This is a genomic window from Pseudomonas sp. RIT-PI-q, from assembly GCF_001297125.1.
Classification (GTDB): domain Bacteria; phylum Pseudomonadota; class Gammaproteobacteria; order Pseudomonadales; family Pseudomonadaceae; genus Aquipseudomonas.
Genome location: NZ_LHPC01000053.1, coordinates 74898 through 87726 on the forward strand (window position 1 = coordinate 74898; position 12829 = coordinate 87726).

The 12829-nt window shown below is 61.8% G+C and carries 8 protein-coding genes; 6 read left to right on the forward strand and 2 right to left on the reverse strand.

Going from position 1 to position 12829, the window contains the following annotated elements:
• The first annotated feature begins 7 nt into the window (after window positions 1-7).
• Window positions 8-1402, forward strand: a complete 1395-nt coding sequence (locus AEQ67_RS28000; protein ID WP_059406999.1) for an efflux transporter outer membrane subunit — start codon at window positions 8-10, stop codon at window positions 1400-1402.
• Between the two features lie 131 nt (window positions 1403-1533).
• On the opposite strand, the gene pvdP is transcribed toward AEQ67_RS28000, so the two are convergent.
• The gene (gene pvdP, locus AEQ67_RS28005; RefSeq protein WP_059407000.1) at window positions 1534-3153 is read right to left on the reverse strand and encodes a pyoverdine maturation tyrosinase PvdP; all 1620 of its coding nucleotides are present in this window, start codon (window positions 3151-3153) and stop codon (window positions 1534-1536) included.
• 238 nt (window positions 3154-3391) lie between these two features.
• On the opposite strand from pvdP, the gene pvdM reads away from it, so the two are divergent.
• The 5 genes from pvdM (at window position 3392) to AEQ67_RS28030 (ending at window position 11613) form a co-directional block, all read left to right on the forward strand.
• Entirely contained in the window at window positions 3392-4741 is a 1350-nt protein-coding gene (pvdM, locus tag AEQ67_RS28010; protein WP_059407046.1) for a pyoverdine-tailoring dipeptidase-like protein PvdM, read from the forward strand.
• A gap of 30 nt (window positions 4742-4771) precedes the next feature.
• Window positions 4772-6052: a pyoverdine-tailoring periplasmic protein PvdN gene (pvdN, locus tag AEQ67_RS28015; protein WP_059407001.1), complete on the forward strand. Its 1281-nt coding sequence runs from the start codon at window positions 4772-4774 to the stop codon at window positions 6050-6052.
• A 125-nt stretch (window positions 6053-6177) separates the two neighbouring features.
• The gene (gene pvdO / locus AEQ67_RS28020) at window positions 6178-7041 is read left to right on the forward strand and encodes a dihydropyoverdine dehydrogenase (RefSeq protein WP_059407002.1); all 864 of its coding nucleotides are present in this window, start codon (window positions 6178-6180) and stop codon (window positions 7039-7041) included.
• 222 nt (window positions 7042-7263) lie between these two features.
• On the forward strand, window positions 7264-8913 hold the full coding sequence (locus AEQ67_RS28025) for a cyclic peptide export ABC transporter (RefSeq protein WP_059407003.1): 1650 nt from the start codon (window positions 7264-7266) through the stop codon (window positions 8911-8913).
• Between the two features lie 222 nt (window positions 8914-9135).
• On the forward strand, window positions 9136-11613 hold the full coding sequence (locus AEQ67_RS28030; RefSeq protein WP_059407004.1) for a TonB-dependent siderophore receptor: 2478 nt from the start codon (window positions 9136-9138) through the stop codon (window positions 11611-11613).
• Between the two features lie 240 nt (window positions 11614-11853).
• Here AEQ67_RS28030 and AEQ67_RS28035 read toward each other — a convergent pair whose 3' ends face one another.
• Window positions 11854-12810, reverse strand: a complete 957-nt coding sequence (locus AEQ67_RS28035; RefSeq protein WP_059407005.1) for an alpha/beta hydrolase — start codon at window positions 12808-12810, stop codon at window positions 11854-11856.
• Window positions 12811-12829: the final 19 nt, after the last annotated feature.

Sequence of the window (12829 nt, forward strand, 5' to 3'; positions counted from 1 at the left end):
TCTCTTGATGAAGCCGCAACTGAGTTTGCTGACCCTTTGCCTGTTGCTCGGCGCCTGCGGCAGTCCTGCCCAGCGCCCGGACAGCGGCCTTCAACCGCCCTCCTCCTGGCAATCGCCGCCCCCCGAGAACGCCACCCGCAGCAACCTGCAATGGTGGACGCGCTTCGGCAGCCCGCAGCTTGATCTATTGATCGAACAGGCCCGCGTCGGCAGTTATGACCTGGCCGCTGCCATCGCCCGGGTACGCCAGGCGCAGGCCGACACGGTGATTGCCGGCGGTTCGCAGCTACCGGAAGTGACCGCTGCTTTAAAGGCCAACCGCCAGAAACTGCTGCGCGGCAACGGTTACAGCCAACTCGATGCCGACAGCAGTAATAAGGCGGTGGATTACTTCGACGCCAACCTCAGCGCCAGTTACGAAATCGATTTCTGGGGCGGCCAGCGTGCCTCCCGCGACAGTGCGCAATTCGGCTTGCAGGCCAGCGAATTCGATCAGGCCACGGTGGAGTTGACGCTGCTCAGCGGCGTCGCCAATACCTATGCGCAAACCCTGTCGCTGCAGGAACAAAGTCGCATTGCCGGGTTGAACCTGGCCAATGCGCAGAACGTTCTGAAACTGGTGCAGACTCGTTTTGACTCGGGCTCGGCGACGGCGCTGGAACTGGCCCAGCAGAAAAGCCTGGTGGCCGCGCAGCAACGGCAATTGCCGCTGGTGCAGCAACAGGCGCAGGACGCGTTGATCAGCCTCGCCGCCCTGCTCGGTCGACCGGTGCAGGAAGTGCGCCTGGGGGGTGAGCGCTTTGAGCAGTTGTCATGGCCAACCATCGCCGCCGGCGTGCCCAGCGAGTTGCTCAGCCGCCGCCCGGACATCGCCCGTGCCGAAGCGCAATTGGCGGCGGCGAAAGCCGACGTCACCGTCGCCCGCGCGGCGATGTTGCCGACCGTGACCTTGACCGCCGACATCGGCTCCGGCGCCGACCGCGCCGGTGACATCCTGCGCAGTCCCTTTTACAACCTCACCGCCGGATTACTCGCGCCGGTGTTCAACAATGGACGCTTGGGCGCTGAACGCGACAAAGCCACGGCGCGTCAGGAAGAACTGCTGGAGGCGTATCGCGGGGCGATCATCAATGGCTTCGCCGACGTCGAAAAAGCCCTCAACAGCATTCGTGGGCTCGACGAACAGCGCCAGTGGCAAGGTGAAGAACTGAACCAGGCGCAGACCGCATTCAACATTGCGCAAAGCCGCTATCAGGCCGGGGCCGAGGATTTGCTCACGGTGCTGGAGACCCAGCGCACGCTGTATGCAGCGCAGGATTTGAATGTGCAGCTGCGGTTGTCGCGGTTGCAGGCGAGCATTGCGCTGTACAAAGCGCTGGGCGGCGGGTGGCAGGCGATGTAATTTGTGGTGTCTGTTCGGGCCCCTTCGCGGGCAAGCCCGCTCCCACAAGGTGTTGTGTTTGCCGCATGATTCGGGCACGACACAAAACCTGTGGGAGCGGGCTTGCCCGCGATTGAACGATTACGCGTTCATCAAGCCTGGCTTTGCTTAGGCTTCAAATGCCGCGCATACCACGGTCGCTGCGGCACCTTGCGGAACAGATCCGCCAGCTTCTTCTCGTCCTCGCCAAAGGTCATCCGCAGCGCCAGCTTCATGGTTTCCGGGTCCATTTCCACCGACTTGCCGTCCTGCAACCCCGGCGTGGTGCTGCAACCATGGGTACTCGGGCCGAGCCACGGGTCATCGATCTCGACCCAACGCCCCGGCGCAAACCATGCCACCCCATTGACCTCCAGCCGACTGACCTCCCCCGGATGAAAGCGCTCATGCGCACGAAACCAGTCTTCCAGACGATCATCAATCCAGCCATGAAAGTGCCAGAACACCGGGTTCACGTGGGAGGAAAACGGGTCGCCAAGGAAGTCGTTTTCCGGCGCAAACCAGCGCGCGGAAAAGTCTGCCGGATCCCGGGCGAATGGCACCGGATGGCCGTTGGACGGATCGCGCGGCACCGACGCCCAGCGCATGTGCAGCCAGTCGTGCAGGCCCAGTTCGACCTCTGAACCGAACTGGCCCAAGGTCAGTTTCGACAGGTAACGCGGATCGCGATACTGCGACTCCCAGACCTGGAAATTACTGTGATAGGTCTCGGCAGTCTTGATGTCGCTGACCCATTGCGAGTACTCGGCATCATCGTCAGCCAGCCAAGTGGGCGGCAGTGCCGTACCGTCGTGGTTGTCGAAGTAACGTGCAAACCCGACACGATCCCGAGCCAGTTCCGGTTGCGGCAACGGAAAGTGCGACCACGACGGCAAGTCCTGCATCGAACGCGCCTTGCCGAGCATGTGCCGGTGCATGAAGAAAAAATCCACACCCGAACCGTTGCGATCCTTGCGCGCACCGCGGGCATCACGCTCCTTGTCCCGTGGGCCGGGCTGCCAGCCGATACCACGCAGGGCACCGCGCTTGTCCTCGGACAAGCTGTGCCATTTATCCCGCGATGCATGCCAGAGCTGGTGAAACAGCCGATGCTCGGGAGAAATAAGCCAGGCCAGCAGCGTCCGGTTGAGACCGGTGCGCTCGCGGGCTTCAGGGAACACGCGTTTGACGGCAATGAAGCGATTGTCCTGCGCGGTCAACATCAGTGGGCGATCCAGGTTCAACACCCGACCACTGAGCGTGCCGCTGCCAGCGTTACCGAAACCGGCCCAGACTTCGTCCAGCGCCATGCTGAATTCGTAATCGGGCGTGCCGTTGGCGCTGAGCAGGCGCCAGCTCAATTGCGCCGGTTTGGCCCCGGCCAGGTCGCCGAGTACGCGGTAGCGAGGTTCTTCGCCAGAACGCAAACGCTCGGCGGTGTCGAGAAACCCGCACACGCCGCGCCCTTTGTGGCCGATGTCGAGAAACACCTCCAGCCCGTCCTGTGGCAGGCCTTCGATGCCGGCGTCACGCCCCTCGAAACGAATCTGCCAGACACCGCGCAAGGTGTTCGCCAAGTGCTGGCCGGCGACGTCGGCGACATCGAACGAGGCTTCGCCGGGGGTGATCGTCGGATCTGCTTTCGTCCATTGGCGATGCCCATAAAAAGCCGCAGGCACGGCGGCGCCCGTCAGCGCCAGGCCTGCCATGAACCATCGTCGAGAAATCGTCATTGCCCTACCTGTGTCAGCCTTGAAGCAGGCTTTATCCAAGCTAGAACGTTTGTTGGGTCTGAAAATTTAAAAGCTTCGCGGGCAAGCCTCGCTCCTACGGGTTAGCGCAAAACCTGTAGGAGCGAGGCTTGCCCGCGAAGAGGCCCTCAGCCCCACCCTAAATTTCCAACCGGATGACTCGTCCATCCCAGATAGCAAAGCCCCCCACACCGGGGCAACGAACCTGACTGAGATGAACATGACAAAACCACGTTCGAAAAAGGCGCTTTACCTCGGCCTGCCGCTGGCGCTGGCGATCAGCGCCGGTGCGGGCTTTGCGGCCTGGGATTACGGGTTCAAGGACAACCCAGGCTACCCGGTCAAAGTGATGAAACAGGCCGATGAACTGCACGAGCGGATGCTCTCCTTCGACAGCCACGTCACCGTGCCGCTGGACTTCGGCACCGCCGGCAATGAAGCCGACAAAGACGGCACAGGCCAATTCGACCTGGTCAAGAGCGGGCGCGGACGCCTCTCCGGCGCAGCCCTGACGATTTTCGGTTGGCCGGAAATCTGGAACGGCGCCAACGCCCCGCACCGCCCCACCGCCGGCTTCGTCGACGAGGCACGGTTCGAGCAGGAAACCCGCTTCAAAATCATCAGCACCCTGGTGCGTGACTTCCCCAACCAGGTCGCCATCGCCTACACCCCCGACGATTTCCGCCGCCTGCACGGCGAAGGCAAGTTCGCGATCTTCATGAGCATGCTCAACGCCTACCCGCTGGGCAACGACCTGAACGCCCTGGACAAGTGGGCTGCCCGGGGCATGCGCATGTTCGGCTTCAGTTACGTAGGCAATAACGCCTGGGCCGATTCGTCGCGACCGCTGCCGTTCTTCAATGATTCGCGAGACGCCCTCGGCGGCCTGTCGGAGATCGGCCAGCAGGCCGTGCACCGCCTCAACGACCTCGGGGTGATCATCGATGTGTCGCAGATGTCAACCAAGGCCCTGGAGCAAGTCGCCCAACTGAGCCGCACCCCGATGGTCGCGTCGCACTCGGCGCCGCGTGGGCTGGTGGACATCCCGCGCAACCTCAGCGACCAGGAAATGCAGCTGATCAAGAACAGCGGCGGCGTGGTGCAGATTGTCGGTTTCCCGACCTACATCCGCCCGCTGAGCCAAGCCACCCAGGACAAACTCAACGCCCTGCGTGCACGCTTCGACCTGCAACCGCTGCAAGGCCTGGAAATGGCGCTGATGCCGGGAGACCCGATCATCACCGTCTGGTCCGAACAGCGTTTCGGCGAATACGCCAGCCAGCTCTACGCCATCGTCGATGAAGAACCGAAGGCAAACCTCAAGGACTACGGCGACGCGATTGACTATGCCGTGAAGAAAATCGGCATCGACCATGTCGGCATCAGCTCCGACTTCAACGATGGCGGCGGCCTCGATGGCTGGAAGGACGTCAGCGAAGCACGCAACGTGACCGCCGAGCTGATCAGCCGTGGCTACAGCGAAGCCGATATCGCCAAGCTCTGGGGCGGCAATTTCCTGCGGGTCTGGGACCAGGTGCAGCAGTCGTCCAAACCAGTGGCGAAAAACTGATCCCTACTTTTGCAAAAGCGAATCGAGCTCATGACCAACCGTCGTTCATTCCTCAAGCAGGCCGGCATTCTCGCCGCCGGCCTGCCCCTGAGCAGCGCTGTGAATCTGCCGGCGCTGGCCGCCAGTCCGGCAGCGCTGCCCAAGGACAAGTGGGCGCAACTGCGCCTGCTGTTCAATCAAGACCCGGACTACCTGCACTTCGCCAATTTCCTGGTGACCTCGCACCCGAAACCCGTGCGGGACGCAATCGAAATGCACCGCGCCAACCTTGACCGCAATCCCGGTCGGGCCATGGATTGGGACCTGGGGGAAACCGAAAAGCGCGAGCACGCCGTGCGCGTCTGGGCCGGTCGTTATCTCAAGGCCACGCCTGAGCAGATCGCCCTCACCGGCAGCACCACCGAAGGTCTTTCGCTGATCTACGGCGGCATTCATGTGCGCCCCGACCAGGAAATCCTCACCAGCGAACACGAACACTACGCCACCAACTACGCACTGGATTACCGCCAGCAAAAGGACGGAGTGAAGATTCGCAAGCTGAAACTGTTCGAGAACAGTCGTGATATGTCGGTGGAGGAGGTGCGCGGTTCGATCGCCCAAGGCATTCGCCCGAACACCCGCGTGCTCGGCATGACCTGGGTGCAAGCCGGCAGCGGCGTGAAGCTGCCGATCGGCGAAATCGGCAAACTGGTGGAAGAACAGAACCGCCACCGCGAAGACAAGGACCGCATCCTTTATGTGGTCGACGGTGTGCACGGTTTCGGCGTCGAGGATCTCGACTTCCCCGACATGCACTGCGACTTTTTCATTGCCGGCACCCACAAATGGATGTTCGGCCCGCGCGGCACCGGGATCATCTGCGCACGTTCGGCCGAGCTCAAGGACGTGACGCCGACCATTCCGACCTTCTCCGAAGCGACCTCGTTCTCGACCATCATGACCCCGGGCGGCTACCACAGCTTCGAACATCGCTGGGCCCTGGACGAGGCCTTCAAGTTGCATCTGGAACTGGGCAAGGCCGACGTGCAGGCGCGCATTCACGCCCTCAACACCTATACGAAAAATCGCCTGCTGGAACAGCCGCAGATCGAACTGGTGACGCCAAAGAGCCCGGACCTGTCGGCCGGTTTCACCTTCTTCCGGATCAAGGACCGCGACTGCGAAAAAGTCGCCGCCCAGTTGATGGCGAACCGCGTGGTCTGCGACTCGGTGGAGCGCGACGTCGGCCCGGTGATCCGCATCGCCCCCGGCCTGCTCAACACCGAGAACGATATCGACCGCTTCATGGCCCTGCTAACCAAAACCACCTGACACAAACCCGCTTTTTGTAGGAGCGAGGCTTGCCCGCGAAGGCGCTCTCAAGGACGCCTTCGCCGGCAAGCCTGGCTCCTACAGGTTTGGTTTTCACCCGGATTTTTCTTTAATCGAGATGACTCATGAACAGTGATCTGCTGACCCTCGCCTTGGCCGCACTTATCGCCGGCCTGCTGCCGACCGCCGCGCAGGCCGCCACTGCCCCGCCTGCGGGCAACGTGTTCAAGGACTGCCGCGACTGCCCGGAAATGGTCGTGCTGCCCGCCGGCACCTTCACCATGGGCACGCCAGACGATGAAGTCGGGCGCGAACCCGACGAAGGCCCGATGCACGAAGTGACTTTCGCCAAGCCGTTCGCCATGAGCCGCTTCCAGGTCACTGCCGGTGAATGGGACAGCTACGTGCGTGAGAGCGGCGTGACCATCGCCAACGGTGACGCCCGGCCGGGCCGCGAGTGCGTCGCCAGCAAGCCACGTTATCCGCAGAGCCCGCGCCAGCCAGCGGTGTGCATGAACTTCGACGACGTTAAAAACTACGTCGCCTGGCTGTCGAAAAAAACCGGGCAGAAGTACCACATGGTCAGCGAGGCGCAACGCGAATACGCCGCGCGCGGTGGCAGCAAAGGTCCGTTCCCCTTCCCGTTCGATGCAGGCAAGGAATACAGCATCGCCAAGCACGCCAACACTTATGGCCCGGCGGACGGTTACAGCTACAGCTCGCCGGTGGGCAGCTACCCGCCGAACGCCTTCGGCCTGTACGACATGCACGGCAACGTCTACGAGTGGGTCGAAGATTGCGAACACCCGGACTACGTCGGTGCGCCCACCGATGGCAGCGCCTGGGTCGAGCCCAACTGCGAAGCCGTGCGCATTCGCGGCAACGACTGGGGTGAAGCCCCGGTGTTCTCCCGCTCCGGCAACCGCAACAGCCAATACCCGCAAGAGCGTGGCGACTGGATGGGCTTCCGCATCGTGCGCGATCTCTAACCCGGCAAACGCCCCCCCTGTAGGAGCTGGCTTGCCAGCGAAGAACGATCACGCGAACCCAGCATGTGATGATGGGGGCTGTGAGGGTGCCTTCGCTGGCAAGCCAGCTCCTACAGGGGCGGCGTGGGTCGGTGTTGCCGCCAGTCGGCGACCTTCTAAATTAAGCCCCCGACCAGACGTTCTACTGGGTATCTGCCTTTACGACCCAAGGAACTGTCTTCCATGACCCAGCCAACCCGTGGCGCCATCGGCGAATTGTTCGCCCTGTTGAAACCCTTTCGGCTCATCGTCGCCGCGTCGATCTTCCTGGGCATGGTCGGCGGCCTGAGCGTCACGGTATTACTGGCGACCATCAACAACGCCCTGCACTCGGAAACCGGCCTGACCCAGGGCGTCGTCGCGCTGTTCGCCGGCCTGTGCCTGTTGGCCCTGGCCAGTTCGATCTGCTCGGACATCGGCACCAACTATGTCGGCCAGCACATCATTGCCAAGCTGCGTAAACAGCTGGGCGAAAAGGTCCTGTCGGCGCCGATCGAACAGATCGAACGCTACCGCAGCCACCGGTTGATTCCGGTGCTGACCCACGACGTCGACACCATCAGCGACTTCGCCTTCGCCTTCGCGCCCCTGGCGATTTCCGTCACCGTGACCCTCGGTTGCATGGGCTACCTGGCGATTCTGTCGTGGCCGATGTTCCTGATCATGGTCGCCGCGATCCTGATCGGCACCGCAATCCAGGCCTACGCCCAGAGCAAAGGCGTGCAAGGTTTCATGGCCGCCCGTGATGCCGAAGACGAGCTGCAAAAGCACTACAACGCGATTGCCGAAGGTGCCAAGGAATTGCGCATCCACCGGCCACGCCGCCAGCGCATGTTCGTCTCCGGCATCAAGGCCACCGCCGAGTTCATCTGCAACACCCAGGTGCGCTCGATCAACACCTTCGTCATCGCCAAGACCTTCGGCTCGATGTTGTTCTTCGTGGTGATCGGCCTGGCGCTGGCGCTGCAAACCTTCTGGCCGAGCGCCGACAAAACCGTGATGAGCGGCTTCGTGCTGGTGCTGCTGTACATGAAAGGCCCGCTGGAACACTTGATCAGCACCCTGCCGATCGTCAGCCGCGCGCAGATCGCCTTCCGCCGGATCGCCGAACTGTCCGAGCAGTTTTCTACTCCGGAACCTCATCTGCTGCTCAGCGATAAGGGCAACGTCAAACACACCGTGCACGAACTGAAACTGGCTGATGTGCGCTTCAGTTTTCCGGCTGCCGAAGGTGCCGCGCCGTTCCAGTTGGGCCCGGTCAACCTGACGATCAAGCACGGTGACATCACGTTCATCGTCGGCGAAAACGGCTGCGGCAAAACCACGCTGATCAAGTTGCTGCTGGGCCTGTACACGCCGCAACAGGGGGAAATCCGCGTCAACGGCGAGGCGATCGACGCGCAGAATCGCGATGACTATCGCCAGTTATTCACCACGATCTTCGCCGACTACTACCTGTTCGACGACGTGGTGCAGGGTGATACGCACATCCCCGAAGACGCCAACCAATACCTGCAACGGCTGGAGATCGCGCACAAGGTCAGCGTCAAGGACGGCAACTTCACCACCACCGATCTCTCCACTGGCCAACGCAAACGCCTGGCGCTGGTCAATGCGTGGCTGGAGGAACGCCCGGTGCTGGTGTTCGACGAATGGGCGGCCGACCAGGACCCGACCTTCCGTCGCATCTTCTACACCGAGCTGCTGCCGGACCTGAAGCGCCTGGGCAAGACCATCATCGTGATCTCCCACGACGACCGTTACTTCGACGTGGCGGACCAGCTTGTGCGCATGGACAGCGGCCGCGTCATCACCGAACTCGCCCCTGCCTGAAACACCGCCCTGTAGGAGCCAGGCTTGCCGGCGAAGGCGTACTCAAGATCGCCTTCGCCGGCAAGCCTGGCTCCAACAAAAACGCGACCACATCCCCCTTCTTCCATCACTCACTAATTTATTTTTCCGGTTTCTTTCCGGTTTCTCGTTCGTGCCGCGTCTAATAATCATTCTTATTAACAAAAACTCTGCCCAACACTTTTTCAGGAGCTCAGGTAAGTAATGCGACCTCAAACACGCCGCACACCTCTCTCGTTGGCCGTACAGCGCCCGACTTTGCACCGTACCCTGTTCACCAGCGTACTGCTGACCGCCACCTTGCTGGGGAGCTCGATGGCCAATGCGGCACCTGTAAAAGTGAATATCCCTGTTCAGCCGCTTTCCAACGCGTTGACCGAACTGGGCATGCAGACCAACCTGCAAATCCTGTACAGCCCGGACCAGGTGGCCGGGATCAAGTCCCGCGCGGTGTCCGGTTCTCTGGAACCGTCCGACGCCCTCAAGGCCCTGCTGCAAGGCACCGGCATTTCATTCCAGATCAACGGCAATAGCGTGACGCTGGTGTCCGGCGGCGGCTCGAGCCTGCAACTGGGCGCGACCACTATTTCCGGCCAGGCCCTGGGCCTGACCACCGAAGACACCGGCGCCTACACCACCGGCGCCACCACCACTGCGACCAAGCTGCCGCTGACCCTTCGTGAAACCCCGCAATCGGTGACTGTGGTCACTCGTCAGCAGATGGACGATCGCGGCGTCACCAGCGTCGCCGACGCGTTGCGCAACACCCCCGGTGTCACGACGCAGAAGTACGACAGCGACCGTACCGAGTTTTCCGCCCGTGGCTTCGCCATCACCAACTTTCAGTACGATGGCGTCAACATTCCCTACGACGGCGTGTACGGTGAAAACCCGAACAACAGCGATGACGCGGCCAGCCTCGACCACATCGAAGTCATCAAAGGCGCTACCGGCCTGATGACCGGCGCCGGTGACCCGTCCGCCACGGTCAACCTGATCCGCAAGAAACCGACCAAAGACTTCAAGGCGTCGGTCAGCGCCACCGCCGGTTCGTGGGACAACTACCGCACCGAAGGCGACATCTCCGGCTCGCTGAACGATACCGGCAGCGTACGCGGCCGCTTCGTCGGCGCCTTGCAGGACAAAGATTCATACATCGACCACTACAGCCAGAAGAAAGACCTGTACTACGGCGTCCTCGAAGCTGACCTGACCGACGATACCCTGTTGACCGTCGGCGTCGACAAGTCCAGCGCCACCCCGCGCGGCAGTTCCTGGACCGGTAACTCGCCGTACTTCGCCGACGGCGGCCGTACCGACTTCACGCGCAGTTTCAACCCGGGTGCCGACTGGAGCCGTCGTGATTTCGACAGCGTCACCTATTTCGCATCGTTGGAACAAGCACTGGCCAATGGCTGGAAATTCAAAGCCAGCTTCGATCAGAAAACCACCGATCACGACACCCAACTGGCCTCGGCCAGCGGCGGTTACCCGGACCGCGCCACCGGCGAAGGCATGTTCTTTTACTGGGGGCGCTGGGAAGGCCATCGCGTGCAGAACACGGCTGACGTCAACGTCTCCGGCCCGTTCAGCCTGGGCGGACGCGAGCATGAACTGGTGGCAGGTTTCATGACCTCCCACTCCCGTCAGACCGGCGCGACCTACGACTCCACCGCCTTCGGTCAGGTCACGGGCAACATCTTCGACTGGGAAGGCCACCTGGCGAAACAGGACTTCCCGAAAAACGGCAAGTACGAGCGCACCCAAAGCCAGAACGGCGCTTACCTGGCCACGCGCCTGCGTCCGACCGACGACCTGTCGTTCATTCTCGGCGGCCGTGTCAGTACCTACAAGTACAACGAGGATTACTCCTACTATCCGGGCTCAGGCTTTGCCGACACCCACGCCAGCTACAAGGAACATGGCGTCGTCACGCCTTACGCCGGTGTGGTTTACGACCTGGACGATACGTACTCGGTCTACGCCAGCTACACCAGCATCTACCAGCCTCAAATCTACAAGGACGCCAGCGGCAAGACCCTGGAGCCGGTTGAAGGCAACAGCTACGAGACCGGTCTGAAAGCGGCCTACTTCGAAGGCAAGCTGAACGCCAGCCTGGCCTTCTTCCGCATCGACCAGGACAACGTCGCCCAATACGTCACCACCAACGTCGACAACGGCCAGGACGTCTACAAAGCCATCTCTGGCGCGACCACCCAGGGTGTGGAACTGGAAATGGCCGGTGAGTTGGCGCAAGACTGGAACCTCTCGGCCGGCTACACCTACGCCCGTACTCGCGACGATGACCATCAACGCATCTTCGGCTTCCCGCTGGCCACCAGCAAACCGGAACACGTGGTGCGTACGTTCACCACCTACCGCCTGCCCGGCGCGCTGGACCAGTTCACCGTCGGTGGCGGTATCAGCTGGCAGAGCGCTTTCTACGGCCAGAGCTTCAGCCCGAACGTGGGCAACGGCGAAGGCGGCAGCACCATGCTCAAGCAAGGTGGCTACACGCTCGTAGACCTGATGACCCGTTATCAGTACGACGAACACCTGAGCTTCACCGCCAATGCCTACAACGTCTTCGACAAGAAGTACCTGACAGGCCTGGGCAACTTCGGCACCACGTTCTACGGCGAGCCGCGTAACTTCCAGCTCACGGCGAAGTATGATTTCTGAGCGGTAAGTTGAAATGAAAATGCCCGTGTCGTGAGATGCGGGCATTTTTTATGGGCGGTGGATTTGTGGTGAATGGCAGGCCGCCTTGGCGGGCAAGCCTCGCTCCTACAGATCGACACCAACCCTGTAGGAGCGAGGCTTGCCCGCGAAGACAATAGTCGAGCCACCAAAACCCCTCTTCCCCGACACAAAAAAAACCGCCACCCCCAATCCAGGAATGACGGTTTCTGCCACCTCAACTCACACCCGCGAACGCACCCACCCCGCCACTTCCGCGTGAATCCCCGCCACTTCGCTCAACAACCCGCCCATGCGCATAAAGTCATGGGTCATGCCCGGTTGCTCCAGCAACGTCACGTCAGTACCGGCTGCACGCAGGCGCTCGGCATACGCCAGCCCTTCATCACGCAACGGGTCATGCCCGGCCAGATACACCAGCGCCGGGGCCACGCCGGACAGATCCTGCGCCAGCAACGGCGAGCAGCGCCAATCCGCCAGGTCCTCTGGCGTGCGTGCGTAGTGGGCGTAGAACCAATCCAGCGTCGGCGTCTCCAGCAAATAACCTTCGGCAAAATCCCGGTGCGAGGCGCGTTTGGTCGTGGCGTCCGTCACCGGGTACACCAGCAATTGCGCCTTGGGTTTCAACGCCAGTTCCTCAGGTTCTCGCACTGCCATGATCGACAACACCGTAGCCAATGTCGCCCCCACGCTGTCTCCGGCCACGGCCACCCGAGTCGCGTCCAGGCCACGTGCCGCACCCTCACGGACCAGCCAGTTACCGGCATCGCAGGCGTCCTGCACCGGGGTCGGGAAACGCCACTCCGGCGCCAGGCGATAATCCACCGTCAACAAGGCAAAACCACCCTGGGCCGCCAGCCGCCGACACAACGCATCATGGGAATCGAGACTGCCCACCACGTAACCGCCGCCATGGAAATACAGCACCACCGGCTGCAACCCGGCAACCGAATTCACATCGCGATACACCCTTGCCGACAAGCTGTGGCCGTCCCGTGCGGCGATGGTGAAATCCTCGCAGGCAACACTGTCCAGTGGCACATCGAGAAATCCCGACGATGCTTCAAAATCGATCCGCGCCTGTTGCGGAGTCTGCTCATGCATCGCACGGCTTTTGCCGGTCAGGCGGCCGAACTCGGCGAGTTCGAGGAAAGCTTCAAGTTCTGGCAAAATAGCCATGGGACGAATCCTTTAAACA

What these genes read in the sequence shown, in the direction of transcription:
- AEQ67_RS28000 (WP_059406999.1), top strand. Translation starts at nt 8, where the DNA reads ATGAAGCCGCAACTGAGTTTGCTGACCCTTTGCCTGTTGCTCGGCGCC.
- pvdP (WP_059407000.1), bottom strand. Translation starts at nt 3,153, where the DNA reads ATGACGATTTCTCGACGATGGTTCATGGCAGGCCTGGCGCTGACGGGC.
- pvdM (WP_059407046.1), top strand. Translation starts at nt 3,392, where the DNA reads ATGACAAAACCACGTTCGAAAAAGGCGCTTTACCTCGGCCTGCCGCTG.
- pvdN (WP_059407001.1), top strand. Translation starts at nt 4,772, where the DNA reads ATGACCAACCGTCGTTCATTCCTCAAGCAGGCCGGCATTCTCGCCGCC.
- pvdO (WP_059407002.1), top strand. Translation starts at nt 6,178, where the DNA reads ATGAACAGTGATCTGCTGACCCTCGCCTTGGCCGCACTTATCGCCGGC.
- AEQ67_RS28025 (WP_059407003.1), top strand. Translation starts at nt 7,264, where the DNA reads ATGACCCAGCCAACCCGTGGCGCCATCGGCGAATTGTTCGCCCTGTTG.
- AEQ67_RS28030 (WP_059407004.1), top strand. Translation starts at nt 9,136, where the DNA reads ATGCGACCTCAAACACGCCGCACACCTCTCTCGTTGGCCGTACAGCGC.
- AEQ67_RS28035 (WP_059407005.1), bottom strand. Translation starts at nt 12,810, where the DNA reads ATGGCTATTTTGCCAGAACTTGAAGCTTTCCTCGAACTCGCCGAGTTC.